The 18,260-nt window shown below is 64.2% G+C and carries 19 protein-coding genes and 1 pseudogene; 12 read left to right on the top strand and 8 right to left on the bottom strand.

Features of this window, described 5'->3' with window-relative positions:
- Window positions 1–10: 10 nt before the first annotated feature.
- Genes B4L76_RS13275 through aroE form a run of 5 tightly spaced genes read left to right on the top strand, consistent with a single transcriptional unit; the run spans window position 11 to window position 3,849 of the window.
- A complete protein-coding gene (locus B4L76_RS13275) occupies window positions 11–958 on the top strand; it encodes a ketopantoate reductase family protein (RefSeq protein WP_296233072.1) in 948 nt (315 codons plus the stop codon).
- Window positions 955–1,353: a VOC family protein gene (locus tag B4L76_RS13270; RefSeq protein WP_296233071.1), complete on the top strand. Its 399-nt coding sequence runs from the start codon at window positions 955–957 to the stop codon at window positions 1,351–1,353. Before B4L76_RS13275 ends, B4L76_RS13270 begins: the two co-directional genes overlap by 4 nt.
- Window positions 1,350–1,805 (top strand): MaoC family dehydratase, encoded by a 456-nt coding sequence (locus B4L76_RS13265; RefSeq protein WP_296233070.1) that lies wholly within the window; start codon window positions 1,350–1,352, stop codon window positions 1,803–1,805. The genes B4L76_RS13270 and B4L76_RS13265 overlap by 4 nt, the downstream gene beginning before the upstream one ends.
- Window positions 1,802–3,034 carry a CaiB/BaiF CoA transferase family protein gene (locus tag B4L76_RS13260; RefSeq protein WP_296233069.1) on the top strand — a complete coding sequence of 411 codons (1,233 nt, stop codon included), beginning with the start codon at window positions 1,802–1,804 and terminating at the stop codon, window positions 3,032–3,034. Before B4L76_RS13265 ends, B4L76_RS13260 begins: the two co-directional genes overlap by 4 nt.
- Window positions 3,031–3,849 carry a shikimate dehydrogenase gene (aroE, locus tag B4L76_RS13255; protein WP_296233068.1) on the top strand — a complete coding sequence of 273 codons (819 nt, stop codon included), beginning with the start codon at window positions 3,031–3,033 and terminating at the stop codon, window positions 3,847–3,849. Before B4L76_RS13260 ends, aroE begins: the two co-directional genes overlap by 4 nt.
- Before the next feature lie 65 nt (window positions 3,850–3,914).
- Here aroE and B4L76_RS13250 read toward each other — a convergent pair whose 3' ends face one another.
- From B4L76_RS13250 to B4L76_RS13230, 5 genes and pseudogenes are all read right to left on the bottom strand, one after another.
- Entirely contained in the window at window positions 3,915–4,637 is a 723-nt protein-coding gene (locus tag B4L76_RS13250; protein WP_296233066.1) for a proteasome-type protease, read from the bottom strand.
- 38 nt (window positions 4,638–4,675) lie between these two features.
- Window positions 4,676–5,455 (bottom strand): transglutaminase family protein, encoded by a 780-nt coding sequence (locus B4L76_RS13245; RefSeq protein ID WP_296233064.1) that lies wholly within the window; start codon window positions 5,453–5,455, stop codon window positions 4,676–4,678.
- Window positions 5,452–6,402: an alpha-E domain-containing protein gene (locus B4L76_RS13240; protein WP_296233062.1), complete on the bottom strand. Its 951-nt coding sequence runs from the start codon at window positions 6,400–6,402 to the stop codon at window positions 5,452–5,454. The genes B4L76_RS13245 and B4L76_RS13240 overlap by 4 nt, the downstream gene beginning before the upstream one ends.
- 3 nt (window positions 6,403–6,405) lie before the next feature.
- Window positions 6,406–7,813, bottom strand: a pseudogene (locus B4L76_RS13235) (circularly permuted type 2 ATP-grasp protein).
- Window positions 7,814–8,511: 698 nt separating this feature from the next.
- Window positions 8,512–9,738, bottom strand: coding sequence for an MFS transporter (locus tag B4L76_RS13230; RefSeq protein WP_296233060.1), 1,227 nt, complete (start codon window positions 9,736–9,738; stop codon window positions 8,512–8,514).
- 327 nt (window positions 9,739–10,065) lie between these two features.
- On the opposite strand from B4L76_RS13230, the gene B4L76_RS13225 reads away from it, so the two are divergent.
- Window positions 10,066–10,314: a hypothetical protein gene (locus B4L76_RS13225; protein ID WP_296233057.1), complete on the top strand. Its 249-nt coding sequence runs from the start codon at window positions 10,066–10,068 to the stop codon at window positions 10,312–10,314.
- A 31-nt stretch (window positions 10,315–10,345) separates the two neighbouring features.
- Here B4L76_RS13225 and B4L76_RS13220 read toward each other — a convergent pair whose 3' ends face one another.
- From B4L76_RS13220 to B4L76_RS13210, 3 genes are all read right to left on the bottom strand, one after another.
- Window positions 10,346–10,726, bottom strand: a complete 381-nt coding sequence (locus tag B4L76_RS13220; RefSeq protein WP_296233056.1) for a termination factor Rho — start codon at window positions 10,724–10,726, stop codon at window positions 10,346–10,348.
- Window positions 10,727–10,821: 95 nt separating this feature from the next.
- Window positions 10,822–12,261 (bottom strand): MFS transporter, encoded by a 1,440-nt coding sequence (locus B4L76_RS13215; RefSeq protein WP_296233204.1) that lies wholly within the window; start codon window positions 12,259–12,261, stop codon window positions 10,822–10,824.
- Between the two features lie 46 nt (window positions 12,262–12,307).
- The gene (locus B4L76_RS13210) at window positions 12,308–12,673 is read right to left on the bottom strand and encodes a hypothetical protein (RefSeq protein ID WP_296233055.1); all 366 of its coding nucleotides are present in this window, start codon (window positions 12,671–12,673) and stop codon (window positions 12,308–12,310) included.
- Between the two features lie 289 nt (window positions 12,674–12,962).
- Between B4L76_RS13210 and pstS the strand changes: the two genes are divergently transcribed.
- The 6 genes from pstS (at window position 12,963) to B4L76_RS13180 (ending at window position 18,104) form a co-directional block, all read left to right on the top strand.
- Entirely contained in the window at window positions 12,963–13,994 is a 1,032-nt protein-coding gene (pstS, locus tag B4L76_RS13205) for a phosphate ABC transporter substrate-binding protein PstS (RefSeq protein ID WP_296233053.1), read from the top strand.
- 72 nt (window positions 13,995–14,066) lie between these two features.
- The gene (gene pstC / locus B4L76_RS13200; protein ID WP_296233051.1) at window positions 14,067–15,032 is read left to right on the top strand and encodes a phosphate ABC transporter permease subunit PstC; all 966 of its coding nucleotides are present in this window, start codon (window positions 14,067–14,069) and stop codon (window positions 15,030–15,032) included.
- On the top strand, window positions 15,032–15,925 hold the full coding sequence (pstA, locus tag B4L76_RS13195) for a phosphate ABC transporter permease PstA (RefSeq protein ID WP_186676964.1): 894 nt from the start codon (window positions 15,032–15,034) through the stop codon (window positions 15,923–15,925). The genes pstC and pstA overlap by 1 nt, the downstream gene beginning before the upstream one ends.
- Window positions 15,926–15,998: 73 nt before the next feature.
- On the top strand, window positions 15,999–16,760 hold the full coding sequence (gene pstB, locus B4L76_RS13190) for a phosphate ABC transporter ATP-binding protein PstB (protein ID WP_296233200.1): 762 nt from the start codon (window positions 15,999–16,001) through the stop codon (window positions 16,758–16,760).
- 46 nt (window positions 16,761–16,806) lie between these two features.
- Window positions 16,807–17,505: a hypothetical protein gene (locus B4L76_RS13185; RefSeq protein ID WP_296233050.1), complete on the top strand. Its 699-nt coding sequence runs from the start codon at window positions 16,807–16,809 to the stop codon at window positions 17,503–17,505.
- Window positions 17,505–18,104, top strand: a complete 600-nt coding sequence (locus B4L76_RS13180) for a hypothetical protein (protein ID WP_296233048.1) — start codon at window positions 17,505–17,507, stop codon at window positions 18,102–18,104. Before B4L76_RS13185 ends, B4L76_RS13180 begins: the two co-directional genes overlap by 1 nt.
- The last annotated feature ends 156 nt before the right edge of the window (window positions 18,105–18,260 follow it).

The raw sequence follows: 18,260 nt of genomic DNA, 5'->3' as shown, positions 1-18,260 counted from the left end.
GGTCCGCGACGTGAAAATCTGCATTCTGGGCGCCGGTGCTCTGGGTTGCGCCATTGGTGCAGCCTTGAGCGAGGCGGGGCATGAAACCTGGCTGTTGAACCGGGGCCGCGCGCATGTCGAGGCGATGCAGCAGCACGGGCTGCAAGTTCAGGACGAGCGCGGCGTGCGCCAGGTGCAGGTGAACGCCGCCTGTGCTGCTGAAGATGTGGGAATGGCGGACCTGGTGGTGGTGCTGGTCAAGTCGTTTCACACCCGCGAGGCGATCGCAGGGGCAGCCGCGCTGATCGGCCCGCAGACGCTGGTGCTGTCGCTGCAGAACGGTCTCGGCCACGAAGACCTGCTGGCCGAGGCCGTGGGCCCGGAGCGGGTGCTGGCCGGCAAGACCTACGTTGGTGGCGTGCTGCTGGCACCGGGTTCGATCCGTGCCGGGGTGGCCGGCAAGCAGACATTCATCGGCGAACTCGATGGCACGCACACACCACGCGTGCAGGCGATTGCCGAAGCATTCAACGGCGCCGGGCTCGCCACCACGGTCAGCGCCAACATTCTCGGCACCATGTGGGACAAGCTGCTGGTCAATGTCGCCACTGGCGCGCTCAGCGGCATTACCCGGCTCAGCTATGGCCAGCTGTACAGCGAGCCGCTGCTGGAAAGCACCGCCAAGGCCGCGGTCGCCGAAGCCATCGCTGTCGCCGAACGCGCCGGTATCCGCCTGAGCCTTGCCGACCCGGACGCCGCGTGGCGGCTGGCCGCCGAAGGCCTGCCGGCAAGCTTCCGCACCTCGATGCTGCAGAGCCTGGAAAAGGGCTCGGCCACCGAGATCGATTTCATCAACGGCTCCGTCGTGCGCTGGGGCCAGCGCCACGGCGTGGCTACGCCGGTCAACGCGACCCTGGTGGCCTGTATCAAAGGTATCGAGCGCGCCATGGCCGATCAGCAGATAAGGAGTCATTCATGAGCCAGCCAAAAGCCTACCTCGAACATGTTGCTTTCTGGGTGCGCGACATTCACTGGCACATCCGCTTTTTCAGCGAGGTGTGCGGCATGACCATGCGTGAGGTCCAGGGCGACGTCGAGCAGCCAGCGCAATATTGGACCCTCGGTGGCCTGCAGTTCATCCACCAGCCGGACTTCACCGGCCCGGAAGGGCGCCTGGCGCACCTGGGCATCATGTGCGAAGACCTGGAGGCCGCGTTGGCGGCCGCCCGACGTTTTGGCGTCAGTGAAATGCCCCAGGGCCGCAACTGGCTGCGCCTGCCCGACGGCCTGGCCATCGAATTCATCCAGGCAAGGCCGGCGCAGTGCGTCGCCCAGGCACTGGCCATCGACCCACGTGCGCAGGTGCAGGCATGAGCGTGGTGGAAAAATACTGGGACGATGCCTGCGAAGGCGATGTTTGCATCAGCCCCAGCTACAACGTGACCCGCGAGCGCATCCTGGCCTACGCCGACCTCACCGGTGACCACACCCCGGTGCATGTCGACGAGGCGTATGCCAACGCGAGCCACTTCGGTTGCCTGGTTGCCCACGGGCTGTTCGGCTTGTCGATCGCCGACGGCCTGAAGACCCAGTGCGAGTACCGCTTCGTGCCCGGCATGTCGCTGGGCTGGACCTGGGACTTCGTGCTGCCGATCAAGGTCGGCGATGTGCTGCACGTGCGCATGCGCGTGGGGGCGATGCGCCCGAGCAACAGCCGCCCGGGCTGGGGCATCGTGGTCTTGCCGTCGGAGCTGATCAACCAGCACGGCGAGGTCGTGCAGCGTGGCGAGCACCGGCTGATGGTGCCGCGCAGGCCGCAGCCATGAGCCCGGCACTGCCATTGGCGGGTATCCGCGTGATCGACTACAGCCACTTCCTCGCCGGGCCCTACGTGGGGCGCTGCCTGGCCGCGCTGGGGGCCGAGGTGATCAAGGTCGAACGGCCCGGCAGCGGTGATGCCGGCCGCCAGCACGCATTCACCCTGGACGATCAGCAGAGCGGTTACTTCCTGCAGCTGAACATGGGCAAGCAGGGTGTCAGCGTGAACATGAAGGACCCGCGCGGCAAGGCGTTCATGCAGCGCCTGACCGACTCGGCCGACGTGTTCATCGAAAACTACCGCCCCGGTGCCCTGGACAAACTGGGTCTGGGCTATGCCGAGCTGGCCGCGCGCAACCCACGCCTGGTATACTGCTCGATCTCCGCCTATGGCCACACCGGGCCGGATGCCCACCGCGCCGGCTTCGGCCTGATCGCCGAAGCCAAGAGCGGGATCATGCAGATGGTCGGCGTGCCGGGCGAAGCGCCGCCGTTGCTGCGCATTTCCCTGGGCGACATGTACACCGGCATCCATGCCGTGGCAGCGATCAATGCGGCGTTGCTGGGCCGGGTCAACAGTGGCCGTGGCCAGCACATCGACATGGCCCTGTATGACACGCTGGTGTCGATGCATGAATACGCCGTGCAGTGCTATACGTTGTCCGACGGCACGGTGCTGCCCGAACAGACCGGCCATGACATGCCGACCTCCACCTTGTACGGTGTATTCCGCGCCGCCGATGGCGACCTGGTGATCGCCGCCCAGGTCGACGATGCCTGGAAACGTTTTGCCGCGATGCTCGAAACCAACGGTGGCCCGCCCGGGTTCGGTAGCGATAGCCGCTACCACAGCCTGAACGGTCGCAACGCCCACCGCCAGGCTATCCTCGCCGTGGTCCGTGACTGGGTCGGCGCACGTCGGGTCGCGGATATCCTGCAGCTGCTCGATGCGGTCGACATCCCCAGCGCGAAGGTGCAGCGCATCGACGAAGTGGTGGCCGACCCACAGATCCAGGCGCGTGGCATGGTGCTCGAACAGCAGCACCCGCGTTACGGCACCTTGCGCCTGCCGAACCTGCCGTTCCGTTTTTCTGACTGCGATACCACGATCCGCCAGGTAGCCCCGGACCTGGGGCAACACAATGCCGAAGTGGCCGCCGGGCTTGGCTTCAGCCCTGAAGAAATCGCCGCCTTGCAGGCAGACGGTGTGCTGTTCACCCACGGAGATGCATCATGAACGACCGCTATGCAGTGATCGGCCGACCGATCAACCACACCAAGTCCCCTTTGATCCATGGTCTGTTCGCCCAGGCTACCAGCCAGTCCCTGCTGTACAGCGCCATCGAGGGCGACCTCGCGGGTTTCGAGGCTCAGGTGCTGCGGTTCCGCAGTGAGGGCGGCTTGGGCATGAACATCACCGCGCCGTTCAAGCTGCGCGCTTTCGAGCTGGCCGACCAGAGCAGCGAGCGCGCACAGCTGGCGCGGGCGGCCAATGCGTTGAAGTTCGAGGATGGCCAAATCGTCGCCGAGAACTTCGATGGCATTGGCTTGTTGCGCGATATCGAAGAAAACCTGGCTGAGCCATTGGCCAATCGCCGGGTGCTGCTGCTTGGCGCCGGTGGCGCGGTGCGCGGTGCGTTGCTGCCGTTCCTGCAGGCCGGGCCGCGCGAGCTGGTGCTGGCCAACCGCGACATGGCCAAGGCGCTGACCCTGCGCAACGAACTGGATCACCCGCGCCTGCGCATAAGCCGCTATGAGGAACTGCAGGGGCAGGCATTCGACATCGTGGTCAACGCTACCTCCGCGAGCCTCAGCGGTGAGCTGCCCCCGCTACCGGACGATGTGCTGGGCGAGACACGGCTGGCGTACGAGCTGGTGTATGGCAAAGGCCTGACGCCGTTCCTGCGCATGGCCCAAGAACAAGGTGTGGCGCGTCTGGCCGACGGTGTCGGTATGCTGGTGGAGCAGGCGGCGGAGGCGTTTGCCTGGTGGCGCGGGGTGCGCCCGGCAACCCGGGCGGTGATCGACCGCCTGACCATTCCCCTGGCATAGGTCCTGAGCGGGCATGCCGCTTCTACAGAGATTCAACGCCAGCCGGCAAATCAGCGCCAGGCCATTCAGCCATAGGGCGGTGCAGGCAGCTCGGCCAGCAGCCTTTTCAACCCGTCGCTCCACTGCCTGCGGATCTGCTGGTAATAGGCATCGTCGCTGGTGATCCGCTGCCGTTTCGGCGCTTCCAGGCTGTCCTTGTGGTACACCAGCAGGTCGAGCGGCATTCCCACCGACAGGTTGCTGCGAATGGTCGAGTCGAACGAGATCAGGCCGCAGCGCAAGGCTTCATCGAGCGGCGTGTGGTAGCCAAGGTTGCGGTCCAGAATCGGTCGGCCGTACTTGCTTTCGCCCAGTTGCAGGAACGGCGTGTCCGGCGTGGCCTGGAAGAAATTGCCTTGCGCGTAGACGTTGTAGATGGCCATCGGGTCGCCGGCGATCTGGCCGCCGACGATGAACGAACTGCTCAGGTCGATGCCGGCCGACAACTTGCTGCGATCGCGGCTGACCACTTCGCGCAGGGTGTCGGCGACCAGCACCGTCGCATCGTACAGCGTGGCCACGTTCAGCAGGTGGGTATCGGGGCCGCGGGTGCGCTGGCGCAGCAGGTTTACCACCGACTGCGAGGTCGCCAGGTTGCCGGCGGTCTGCAGGACGATCAGGCGTTCGCCCGGCACACCGAACACGAACAGCTTGGCAAAGCTGGCGATCTGGTCGATGCCTGCATTGGTGCGTGAGTCGCTGATGAAGACGAGCCCGTCCGCCAGGTGCATGGCGACACAGTAGGTCATGCTGGTTTCCTTGTTTTTCCAGTAATGGGCGGCGCCTGTCACTGTCGGTGCACATGGACGCTGGCCTGCAGCGATTCGGCGCCGCCGCCACGGCGCACGCCCCTGACCGGGCAGGCATCGAGGTAGTCCAGGCCCACGGCCAGCTTCAGGTGACGCTCCGGCCGGGTCAGGCGGTTGGTGATGTCGAAGCTGTACCAGGCGCCGTCGACCCAGGCCTCGGCCCAGGCATGGCTGGCCAGGTGCTGCTCGTCTTCAGTGCACAGGTAACCGGAGACGTAGCGTGCCGGTACCCCCAGGCTGCGTGCGCAGGCGAGGAAGGCGTGGGTGTGGTCCTGGCAGACCCCGGCTGCGCCGCTGAACGCTTCGATGGCGGTGGTGCCCACCGACGTTGCGCCCGGGCTGTAGGGCATGTGCTCGGCCAGCCCGTGCATAAGCCCGATCAACGCCGCGCGGTCGCGGTGTTCACCGCAGTGGCGGCTGGCAAAGACCTTGAGCCTGTCATCGGCCTGTGTCAGGTGGCTGCCGCGCAGGAACGGCAGCGGCGACTGCTCGCCAGCCTCCTGCTCGCGTTCCGGGTCGATCTCCACCTGGCCGCTGGCGGTCAGGGCCAGGTGGCCGTGGGGTTTGTCCAGGGTCAGCACGTGCAGGATGTTGCCATACGGATCGATCTGGCCTTTGACCTCGCAGGGCAGTTCCAGCTGCCATTCATCGATGCGCTGACGCTCGCTGCTGCGCGGCGTCAGGCGCAGGAACTGAATGCTGTTGCACACCTCGCTGGCATAGCTGTAGGTGGTGTCGTGGCGAATGGACAGTTTCATACGACCTCCAGATAGGAGTGGTGGACTGCCTGGCCCAATTGGTTGATGCGCCCGATGAAGTCGCTCAGCCACGGGTGCAGGCCGGCTTCGAGGATCTCGTCGATGGCGGTGTAGCGCAGGCGCGCATTGAGTTCGGCGGCCATGCGCTGGGCGGCGCGGCGGTTGCTGCCCGGCAGGCTGGCAAGGATCTGGTCCAGTTCCTCGATGCAGGCGTGCAGCGAGCGGGGCACGTCCACCCGCAGCAACAGCAGCTCGGACACCGGTCGTGCACTGGGCGCGGCCCGGTACAGCTCGTTGAAGGCTTCGTAGGAGGTCAGTGCGCGCAACAAGGCACTCCACTGGTAATAGCCGCGGGCAGAGTCGTCGCTGACCTCTTCGGACGCCTCGCCAAACATTTCATAGCGGGCATCGAGCAGGCGCAGAGTGTTGTCTGCCCGCTCCAGGAACGTCCCCAGGCGGATGAAGCTGTAGGCATCATTGCGCATGATGGTGCCTGAGGTTGCTCCGCGGAACAGGTGCGAGCGTTCCTTGACCCAGTCGCAGAACTGGCTGATGCCATAACGGCCAAGACCATTGCCGGCAATGTTGCGCATCTCGATCCAGGTCGCGTTGATGTTCTCCCACATGTCGGCAGTGATACGGCCACGCACTGCGTGGGCATTGGTCCTGGCCGCCTGCAGGCAGCAATAGATGCTGCTGGGGTTGCTCGCGTCGAGGGCGAAGAAGTGCAGCATGCGCTCGCTGTCGAGTTCGCTGTGGCGGCGCCGGTAGTCGTCCAGCGTCCCTGACGCCAGCAGCGACATGGCCAACTCGGCATGCCCGTCACTGCGCCCGGCCTGGGGCATCAGTGACAGCGAATAACTGACCTCGAGCATGCGCGCCAGGTTTTCCGCGCGCTCCAGGTAGCGGGACATCCAGTACAGGTCGGAAGCGGTTCTTGAAAGCATGGTTCAGTCCTCCACCACCCAGGTGTCCTTGGTACCGCCGCCCTGCGACGAGTTGACCACCAGCGAGCCTTCCTGCAAGGCCACGCGGGTCAGGCCGCCTGGCACCAGGCGGGTTTCACTGCCGGACAGCACGAACGGGCGCAGGTCGATGTGGCGCGGCGCGATGCCGCTGTCGACGAAGGTCGGGCAGGTGGACAGGCACAGGGTAGGCTGGGCGATATAGGCGTGCGGGCGGGCCTTGATGCGGGCACGGAACGCCTCGATCTCGGCGCTGGTCGCCGCCGGCCCGACCAGCATGCCATAGCCACCGGAGCCCTGGGTTTCCTTGACCACCAGCTCGGGCAGGTGGGCCAGGACATGCGACAGGTCGGCCGGCCTGCGGCTGCCAGGTGGGTACGTTGTTCAGTATCGGCTCTTCGCTCAGGTAGAAGCGGATCATGTCGTCGACATAGGGGTAGATCGACTTGTCGTCGGCGACCCCGGTGCCCACAGCATTGGCCAGCACCACATTGCCGGCGCGGTACACCGAGATCAGCCCCGGCACGCCCAGCATCGAGTCAGGGTTGAACGACAGCGGGTCGAGGAAATCGTCGTCGAGGCGACGGTAGATCACGTCGACCTGCTGCGGGCCGGCGGTGGTGCGCATGTAGACATGCTCGTCGCGGATGAACAGGTCGGCGCCTTCGACCAGCTCGATGCCCATTTCCCGCGCCAGGAAGGCATGTTCGAAATAGGCGCTGTTGAAGCGGCCGGGGGTCAGCAGCACAGCGGTAGGGTTGTCCAGCGGGCTGGCGCTCTTGAGCGTGTCCAGCAGCAGGTTGGGGTAGTGGTCGATCGGGGCGATACGCTGGGCGGCGAACAGCTCGGGGAACAGCCGCATCATCATTTTGCGGTCTTCGAGCATGTAGCTGACCCCGCTGGGGGTACGCAGGTTGTCTTCCAGCACGAAGTAGCTGCCATCGCCATCACGGACCAGGTCGACGCCGGCGATATGGGCATACAGGCCACGGTGCAGCCCGAGGCCCTGCATGGCGATCTGGTAACCCTCGTTGGCCAGCACTTGCTCCGGCGGGATGATGCCGGCCTTGAGGATGCGCTGGTCGTCGTAGATATCCTCCAGGAACAGGTTCAGGGCTTGCACGCGCTGGATGCAGCCGCGCTCGACCATGCGCCATTCGCTGGCGCGAATGCTGCGCGGGATGATGTCGAAGGGGATCAGGCGCTCGGTGTCCTGTTTGTCACCGTACAAGGTGAAGGTGATGCCGGCGCGGTGGAACAGCAGGTCGGCTTCGCGTCGGCGTTGCTCCAGCAACTCCAGCGGGGTGTTGGCCAACCAGCGGGCGAACTCTTGGTAGTGCGGGCGGCAACTTCCGTTCGTGTCATACATTTCATTGAAAAATGCCCGGGACATACCCACTCCTTGCCACCGTTGCCGGCAGCTTCATTGCGGTTCATCTACAAATCTCTCGGTGCAGCCTTGCTGGGGTAGGTGGGTCCTGTGTCTGCCGTGAGCCTCTGGTTCGGTCAGGCAAGTGCGCCTGGCGTGGAGAAGCCTTTGCAATGAAGGTGCCGAAAGGCCGGCGTAGCGCGGAAGTGGTGGTGAATGAGCGGCAACCCTTTGAATCAGGGCGGCTTTTCTGTGCTGGTTACTGTTGCGCAGCGCACACCCGGGACGGGGCTGTGGGCAGGGCTGCCGGCGGGCATGCATCAAAAAGGCGCGTTCTGCGCCTGACCGCAGGGTTTGACCCGAGTTGGTGCTTGCCGGTCCCGATAGCGACCATCGGGCGAAAAATGGACTGGGTGCCTGCCGCTTTCCAAGGGGCTATCGACGTCCCACGCATCGGCCTGTGCAACAACGACTCCAACCTGGTGCTACGTTCTGTACTAAATCTCTGTATGCGACATCTCTTCGTACAGAGCCCAGGAGCGACTCACGACTACAGCCCTATCCGCTCACTATCCCTCAGAAAAAAGCTGATGGCCGGCATTTCCCGGACATCACGGTGGAGTCATTGCGAATCGAACATTTGATACCCGCCGATCTGTCGACCCGACACAGGATGATGCAAGCGTACCAGCAGCGGGGCCTGGCCCAAGCCAATCGGGCCGTCAGCCAGGTTGGACCGCCAGGCTGTTGCTGACCTTGCGCCCGAGCACCAGCACCGCAGCGAAGCCACAGCCCACCAGTGCGGTGGCCAGGCTCAACAGCACCGCGCTGCCCAGCTGGTCGACGATGCGCCCGCCGAAGAACGAGCCCAACGCAATGATCACCTGGAACATCGCAACGAACAGCGGCATGCCGCGTTCGACATCCTTCGGCGCGACCACGAACATCCAGATGCTGGCGCAGGCCGGGAACGCACCGAAGGCGAAGCCCCACAGCCCGATCAGCATCGCCGCGCCGGTAAGGCCGGTGGCGAAGTGCGGGAACAGGGCGGTGCTGATGCCGATCATCAACGCGACCAGCAGCAGGGTGTGACGCACGCTGCGGTTGGCGGCGAAACCGGCAAAAAGGTTGCCGATAACCCCGGCCACGCCATAAAGCAGCAGCAACGAGCCAATGGTCGGTCCATCGAAGCCGGCGCTTTGCTTGAAGAACGGGGCAACATAGGTGTACGCGGCAAAGTGCGCCAGGCCGATCAGCAACACGGCGATCAGGCCGACGCGCGCCAGTGGGTTGATGAACAGCGCCGGCAGGTCGCTGATGCGAATGGCCTTGTCCGGGTTGAGCCGGGGCAGCAACAGCACCTGAGCCAGCAGTACGGGGACACCCAGCAGCGCGGTGAGCAGGAAGGTCATGCGCCAGCCCATCAGGCCACTGAGCCAAGTGCCCACCGGCACGCCCAGCACGGTGGCCAGGGTCACCCCGACCATGATGATCGAGGTGGCCTGCGCAACGCCGACGCCCTTCGGCGCCAGGCGGCCGCTGAGGGCGATGGCGGTGGCCCAGAAGCCACCGATACTGATGCCCAGCAGCACGCGCCCGAACAGCAGCAGGCTGAAGTCGCTGGCGTAGGCCACCACCGCGTTGGCAACGATCATGATCAGTGTCAGGCCGATCAACAGGTAGCGACGATCCAGGGCGCCGATGCCCACCGACAACAGCGGCGCGGCAAGGGCGGCCATGATGCCGGGCAGGGTCACCATCAGGCCGGCATGGCCGGCACTGATGCCAAGGTCGCTGGCAACATCATTGAGTACGCCCACCGGCAGAAACTCGCTGGTCACCAGCGCAAAGGCGCCGACGGCGACCGAGATGATCGCCAGCCACTGCTGTTTGACGCTTTGCTGGGCATGTTCGGGCAGGCCGCGAGGGGCCGGGCTGGAATTTGGCATGGTATTGGATTCCGAAACAGGGAGTCGCCTGGAGCAGGCGTACAAGCGGGGGGAAATCTGAAAGCGATTGTAAGGGGCGGTTTTGCCTGGCCAACAGGCGCGTCGTTCGATAGTAATCATCGATGCAATCGATGCGATGCCTGGCACAGTGCCACGCTGTGGGCCCTGCAGTATAGGGAAGAAGGCGATTGTCTGCAGCAAGGAGCGCCGCGGTTCGGCCGCCCATCAGGGAAATCAGGCGCAGGTACTGCGCCTCGAGATTTATTGCATGAGTCAGCTTGATGCTTTCACATAGCCATACTAATACTATGGTACTGCCGAAGGGGGATGATCATGCAGACGCGTTTCGTTGTGGTTCCCGCTGTGCCTCTCAAGAAAGAAACCTATCCCCGCGGGCTTGGCTTTCCCGCAGCCCTGGGGGAGGGGTACGACCTCTATGACACGCAAGAAAAGGTTCGCCTTAGCCTGAATCTTCCAACCCGCGCGCAAGCCGAGTTCGAATGTGAATGCCGCAACCGGTGCCCGGATGCCGAGGACGCGCCCATGGCTGGCAACGGTCTGGGTGCCATGGGCTGATCCGCGTTGTACGCAATGTCTTGAGCGTGCATCAAGCGTGCTTGCGCAGCGCCTCCACCAACTGTGCCTTGGTCATGCTGGAGCGCCCCTTGATGTCCTTGCTGCGCGCTTCCTTCAACAGGCTTTCCTTGCTCTGCGTCTCCAGCGAGGCGCCCGAAGTGCGTGAATGGCCCTGACGCGATTTGGCGGCGCGTTTGGCCGAATCCGAGCGCGCGGTTTTCTGCTCTGCAGAAGAGGTCTTGCTGCCGGAGCCGCCTTTCTTCTCGCCGCCTCCGGACTGCTTGTTGACCGTCGCCCAGGCACGCGCTTCGGCTTCATCCTTTGACACGCCCTTGTGTTCGTAGCTTTCCTCTATATGTTCGGCCTTGCGCTTCTGCTTGTCTGTGTATTTGTCCTTGTCACCGCGTGGCATGGTCTTTTCTCCTGCTTGGGTTTGCCTGAACGGTTGAAACGGGTGCACCGGCAGAGTGCCGGGCAATGGACGAGCGGTCCGTTGCCCGGCCCGGTTCAGGTGTCGCTGACCTGCGACAATGGCCTGGCCACGTGCTCCAGTGAGCGGCGCTCGGCAGCCACGCCCCACACTGCCTGGGTGAGCGCGGCGATGATCATCAGCGCCGCGCCGAGCAGGTAGCCATACAGCACGTTCAGACGTTCACCCGACTCGATCAGCGCGCCGAACAGGGTCGGGCCGATGAGGCCGCCAAGCCCGGTGCCGAAGGCGTAGAACACGGCGATCGCCAGCGCGCGGATTTCCAGCGGGAAGGTCTCTGCCACTGTCAGGTAGGCGGAGCTGGCCGCAGCCGAGGCAAAGAAGAAGATCACCATCCAGGCGATGGTCTGCTGGGTCACATCGAGCAGTTGCTGCTGGAACAGGTAGCCGCTGAGCGCCAGCAGGACGCCTGATACCAGGTAGGTCGCGCTGATCATGATGCGCCGGCCTAACGAGTCGAACAGCCGGCCCAGCAGCAACGGCCCGCAGAAATTGCCCAGGGCGAACGGCAGCACATACCAGCCCACCTGCGCCGACGGCACGCCATAGAAGTCGGTCAGTACCAGCGCGTAGGTGAAGAAGATCGCGTTGTAGAAGAAGGCCTGGGCCGTGAGCAAGCTCAGGCCTACCAGTGCCCGGCGCCGATGCTCGATGAACAGGCTGTGGAAGACCTCGCGCAATGGCGTATGGCTACGCGCGCGCAGGCGCAGGGGAGGGGCCTGCACCGGCGGTATGGCAATGCCGCGGTGGCGGTAGTGGCGTTCGATCTCGGCAACGATGCGCTCGGCTTCCTCCGGCTGGTCGTGAACCACCAGCCAGCGCGGGCTCTCGGGTATCCACAGGCGCATCAGCATGATCACCAGGCCCAGAACTGCGCCAATGCCAAAGCACAGGCGCCAGCCCAGTTCGCCACCGGCCACGGCCGGGTCGAGCAGCACCACCGCAGCCACCGCGCCTAGCGCTGCGCCGATCCAGAAAGTGCCATTGATGGTCAGGTCGACCCAGCCGCGATAGCGCGCCGGGGTGAATTCCTGGATGGTCGAGTTGATCGCAGTGTACTCGCCGCCGATGCCGGCGCCGGTGAAGAAGCGGAACAGCAGGAAACTCCACAGGTCCCAGGAAAACGCCGTGGCCGCGGTGGCGCCGATATACAGGAACAGCGTGATGAAAAACAGCTTGCGCCGCCCCAGGCGGTCGGTCAGCCAGCCGAAGCACAACGCGCCGAGCACCGCGCCAGCGATATAGGCAGCTCCCGCCAGGCCGATGTCGGTGTTGCTCATGGCCAGGGCCGGGCTGTCCTTGAGGGCGCCCGACACCGAGCCGGCCAAGGTCACCTCCAGGCCATCGAGCAGCCAGGTGATGCCCAGCGCCAGCACCAGCAGCGTATGAAAGCGCGTCCAGGGCAGCCGGTCGAGGCGGGCTGGTATGTCGGTGCTGTGCAGGCGCACCTGCGCCATGGCTTTGCCGGGAGCTGTCGTCACGCCAGGCCCTCGGTTGCCAGCCTCAGCTGCCGGAGCCTGCGCCGCCGCCACCCGCACCGCTCGAACCGCCACTGCCGCCGCCGGTGCCGCTGCCCGTTCCGCTGCCAGCCCCGGTCCCCGTGTCGCTACCGCTGCCCGAACCACCTGTAGTGCCATCGCCACCCGTGCTGTCGGTGCCATTGTCATCCGTGCCGCCCGTGCCTGTACCCATGCCATCAGCCGGGGTGCCGGAGCCGCTCGCTCCACCTTGGCCGTTCATATGGCCATTATCGTGAGGCTGGCTGCCCGGGGCGGGCTGGTCGATCACATCCGTGGCGGCCAGCGCGAGGGGGGCGCTGATACCCAGGTACAAGGCGAGCAGCATCGATCGAGCCGTTATCGTTTGCATGGTGAATCTCCTTTTACAGTGGGTCACCCACTGTTCGGCCCGCAACCTGCGCATGGGTGCCGTGCCGGCGACAGACGGGCGCCGGGGCCATGGAGGCAGTCATGCAAACGACATATCGGCGGTTTAAGGTTGCGGCTGGCGCCTGCGCGTGCGTCGGGTCTTTCGGAAGCCAGGCTACGCCGTGATGGCGCGAGCGGGCGGCTCTAACCCGCGGCATGCCTTTCGTCGGTCACAAAGCTGTAACATTGCTGCTGCAAAGTGTGCCGGCCATCACACGGAGCGCTTTTCCATGATACGCCTGATGAAGTCTGCTGCACTTGCCGTTGCCGTTTCTGTCTGCGCCACTTCGGTCGCGTTCGCCGCAGAGAACGTACGCCTGACCGGTTCCGGCGCCAGCTTCCCAGCACCTATCTACCTGACCTGGTTCAAGGCCTTCAGCAAGGAAACTGACGGCGTCACCGTGGATTACCAGTCCAAGGGGAGCGGGGCCGGTGTTCAGGACTTTCTGAACAAGACTGTCGACTTCGCTGCCAGCGACTCGGCCATGAAGCCGGAAGAAATCGCCAAGGTCGGTGAAGGTGTACAGTTGCTGCCGATGACCGCCGGTGAAATCGTCCTGGCCTACAACCTGCCAGGTAACCCAAAGGGGCTGAAACTGCCGCGCGATGTGTACGCCAACATCTTCCTCGGCAAGATTACCCAGTGGAACGACCCGCAGATCGTCGCGGCCAACCCTGAGCTGAAACTGCCAGCCACCCCGATCACCGTGGTCGTGCGCGCCGACTCCAGCGGTACCACCGCGGTCTTCACCAAGCATTTGGCGGCCATCAACGCCGACTTCAAGCAAACGCTGGGTGAAGGCAACACCGTCAACTGGCCGGCCAGCGACAAGTTCATCAAGTCGCCGAAGAACGATGGGGTAACCGCCACCGTGCGCCAGACCCCGGGTGCCATCGGCTACATCGAATATGGCTTCGCCAAGCTGGCCAAGGTCGACTTCGCCCAGCTGCAGAACAAGGCCGGCCAGTACGTGGTGCCGAACGCCGAAAGCGGTGCAGAGGCGCTGGCTGCGGTGAACATGCCGGAAAACCTGGTGGCCTGGCTGCCTGACCCGGACGGTGCCAAGTCCTACCCGATCACCTCGTACACCTGGATGATCTTCCGCAAGGACAACGGCAACCCGGCCAAGGCCAAGGCCATGCGCGAGATGGTCGAGTACAGCCTGACCGAAGGGCAGAAAGTCGCCGACTCGATGGGCTACATCCCGCTGCCGCCATCGGTGGTCGACCAGGTGCGCAAAGCGTCCGCCAACATCCAGTAATACCGCCAGGCGCTCCCGGTGTGGTCATGCCGCCATGCCGGGGACGTTTGTCCCCAGTCCCGGAACCTGCCCATGAACACACCTTTCGCCATCCCGGAAAACCCTCACTCCGCGTGCCAGCCGCCGTCTGCGAAAGACTTCCTGGTTGATCGCACCTTCCGTGCGCTGGCACGCATCGGTGTGGTGCTGGTGCTGGCGCTGGTCTTCGCGCTGGTCTACGAAGTAGGGCGCAAGGCACTGCCCGGCATCGAGAAGCACGGCTTCGATGTGTTGTTCGGCAGTGTCTGGGACGTCAACCAAGGCAAGTACGGTATTCTGCCGGCGATCTGGGGCACCCTGTACAGCGCCCTGATCGCCCTGTTGATCGCCGGTTTCTTCGGCGTCAGCATGGCCATTTTCCTCACCCAGGACTTCCTGCCGGCCAAGCTGGCAGCAGTGTTCCGCACCATTGTCGAGCTGCTTGCTGCGATCCCCAGCGTGGTTTACGGCCTGTGGGGGATCTACGTGGTGATCCCGGCCATCCGCCCGCTGACCACCTGGCTGAACAGCGAGCTGGGCTGGATTCCCTTTTTCGGTACGTCCCTGAGCGGGCCCGGGCTGCTGCCTGCCGCGCTGGTACTGGCCATCATGATTCTGCCGACCATTGCCGCCGTTTCGCAGGATGCGCTGACCAGCGTGCCGATGAAAACCAAGCAGGCGGCCTATGGCCTGGGCGCCACCCACTGGGAGGCGATCCTCAAGGTGATGGTGCCGTCCGCGGCCACCGGCATCTTCGGTTCGCTGGTGCTCGGCCTGGGCCGGGCACTGGGCGAAACCATGGCACTGGCCATGCTGGTCGGCAATGCCAACAACATATCCGTGTCCTTGTTCGCCCCGGCCAACACCCTGGCCGCGCTGCTGGCGCTGAACTTCCCGGAGGCTGGGCCGAACGAGGTCGAAGTACTGATGTACGCCGCCTTGGTACTGATGTTCATCACCCTGCTGGTGAACGTACTCGGCTCGATGATCATGCTCTACGCCCAGCGGGGTAACAAATGATGACCGACCTGACCACCCCGACCAAGGCTTTGCCCAGCCTGCAGCGCAAGCTGGAAGGCCGCTCCCTGCGCAGCCTGGTGCTGACCACGCTGGCCTGGTGTGCGGCACTGGTGGCCAGCGTGCCGCTGGTGTCCGTGCTGTACATGCTGATCACCCGTGGTGGCGCACGCCTCAACCTCGAGGTGTTCACCGAGCTGCCGCCCACCGGTTTCGAGATGGGCGGGGGCTTTGGCAACGCCATGGTCGGCACCTTCGTCATGGTCGGCATTGCCGCTGCCATCGCTGTGCCGGTGGGTATTCTGGCCGCCGTGTTCCTGGCTGAACTCGGCCCGGACAGCAAGCTGGCCAACGCTGCGCGCTTCGCCGCCCGGATGCTCACCGGCCTGCCATCGATCCTGGCCGGGGTATTCGCCTACGCCCTGGTGGTGATGACCACCGGTACCTACTCGGCGCCCGCAGGCGGCGTGGCCCTGGCGGTACTGATGCTGCCCATCGTCGTGCTGACCGCGGAAGAGTCGATGAAGATGGTGCCCAAGATCATGAAGGATGCCGCCTATGGCATGGGCTGCACCCGGGCCCAGGTGATCTGGAAAATCGTCCTGCCTACCGGCCTGCCGGCCATCCTCACCGGGGTCATGCTGGCCGTGGCACGTGCCGCTGGCGAAACGGCGCCGCTGTTGTTCACCGCCCTGTTCAGCAACTACTGGATCCTGCATGACGGCGACCTGGCCGTCATGAACCCTACGGCCTCGCTGGCCGTGCTGATTTACAACTTCTCCGGCATGCCATTCGACAACCAGCTCGAGCTCGCCTGGGCAGCCTCGCTGGTACTGGTGATGATCGTGCTGGTAATCAACATTCTGAGCCGAGTATTCGGCAAGCCCAAGTATTGAAAGGGAGCACCCGATCTTGAACGTCTCCACTGCGCAAAAAGCCGCTCCCGTGGTCAGCGAAGCACCCATCGTCATGGACTGCAAGCTGGACAAGATCTTCTACGGCAACTTCATGGCCGTGCGCGACAGCCACGTACCGATCCGCAAGAACCAGATCACCGGCTTCATCGGCCCGTCCGGCTGCGGCAAGAGTACCGTGCTGCGCAGCCTCAACCGCATGAACGACCTGGTCAAGGGCTTCCGCTTCGAAGGCCACGTGCATTTCCTCGGCCAGGATGTCTATGGCAAGGGGGTCGACCCGGTCGTGGTGCGCCGCTATATCGGCATGGTGTTCCAGCAGCCCAACCCGTTCTCGATGAGCATCTTCGACAACGTCGCCTTCGGCTTGCGCCTGAACCGCTACAAGGGTGATATCGGCGACCGCGTCAAGCATGCACTGCAGGGTGCCGCGCTGTGGGACGAAGTCAAGGACAAGCTCAAGGTCAGCGGCCTGTCGCTGTCCGGTGGCCAGCAGCAACGCCTGTGCATCGCCCGCGCCATCGCCACCGAGCCGGAAGTGCTGCTGCTGGACGAGCCGTGTTCGGCGCTCGATCCCATCGCCACCCGCCGGGTGGAAGAACTGATGGTCGAATTGAAGAAGGACTACACCATCGCGCTGGTTACCCACAACATGCAGCAGGCGATTCGCGTGGCTGATGAAACCGCGTTCTTCTCGGTCGACATCTCCCAGGGCACCCGCACCGGCTACCTGGTGGAAATGGGCCCGACCACGCAGATCTTCCAGCACCCGCGCGAGCAACTGACCGCTGACTACATCAGCGGCAAGTTCAGCTGAACCTTGGCCGCATCATTTTCCGTTGAAGTGTTACTCGGGATTTCCAATGCCAGCCACGCGTCGTCTTGATCTGTCAGCGGTAGAGCGCGCACTGCGTGAGGTGCAGGGCCGTTTTGCCGAACTCAGCGAACACTTCACCGAGCCGCGCGATCCGTTCACCGACGAGGTGCTGCTGAATGTGGTTGAAGGCTATGCCCTGATTGACGAGTATGTCGCACGCGGTATCGACCTTTTCGACCTGCAGCAGCTGAACCTGATGCTGGAGATCAATGCCACTGTGCTGTGTGGCAGCGATCCTGCCCGGCGCCGGGAGTTCGCCGCGCATCTTGCCGCGACCGAGGCGCGCTTCTTCAACAACGTCGAAGGCGGTATCAAGGATCTGTACAACTGGTATTGGGCGTACCGCAGTGATTCGATCTGGAAGCGCGCCGCCGGTGTCTACGTGCGCATCCTCAGCAAGCCGCAGCTGTTCATCGAAGGCAACAACCGCACCGGGTCGCTGCTCGTCAGCTACCTGCTGATGCGCGCCGGGCTGCCACCCTTCGTGCTGTCGCTGGACAACGCCGAGGGCTACTTCAACCCGTCATCGGTCATCCGCAATTCCGCCAAACATGGTGTCAAGGCCTTGTACGAACTACCCAAGATCAAGAAGAAGTACGCCGCGTTCCTTGAAGCGAAGGCGCCTGAACCGGGCCAGTTTTTCCTGGGCGGCATGCCTGTGCCAGCCTGCAAGAGGTGCCGCTGATGCACGGGTCTTCACTGCTGCAGCGTGGCTGGCAGGCCGTCGAGCGCCGATTCAACCGGCCAAAGGTGCGCATTTCGTTCGACATCGACGACACGCTCGCCTGCCAGCCGGACCACGCCGCTGCCGAGCACAGCAGGCTGCCGGCATTTGTCCATCGCTGGTTGGGCGAACCCCTGCGCAGTGGCACGCGCGCGTTGATCCGCGACCTGCGCCGCCAGGGCTGCAGCATCTGGATCTATACCTCGTCGGGGCGCACACCGTCCTACATCCGCCGCTGGCTGATGCTTTACGGCATCCGTGTCGACGGGGTGGTCAACAGCGACCGGCACCAGCATGTCCTGGCCATGAACGGGCTTGGCCATGCACCGTCGAAATTGCCCTCGGCGTTCGACATCGATCTGCATGTGGATGATTCCGAGGGGGTGCGGCTGGAAGGCGTCGACCACGGTTTCCGTGTGCTGGTGGTGTGCCCGAAAGATGAACACTGGGTGCAGAAGGTCAAGGATGCCGCGGTCGATGTGCAGGCCCAGCTGGCCTGGCAGCAACCGCACCGCTATGAAGTGCCGGTGCGGCTACGTTCACAAGCACTGGCGTCCTGAAGCCAAGCGATTGCGCGTCCATGGCTAATGGCCAGATCAAGGGCTCTGCGGTTCCTGCGCGGGCGGGCTTTTGTATTGGTACCTGCCTGCCATTAATGCCTAAACCCTAAGTCTTGCCTCCCGGCCCAATCCGGTAGCGGGCCCGAATGCTCAGGC

Origin of the sequence: Pseudomonas sp. UBA4617, from assembly GCF_002386445.1 — a bacterium.
In the GTDB taxonomy this organism is placed as follows: domain Bacteria; phylum Pseudomonadota; class Gammaproteobacteria; order Pseudomonadales; family Pseudomonadaceae; genus Aquipseudomonas.
This window is presented reverse-complemented; position numbering and strand designations above follow the sequence as displayed.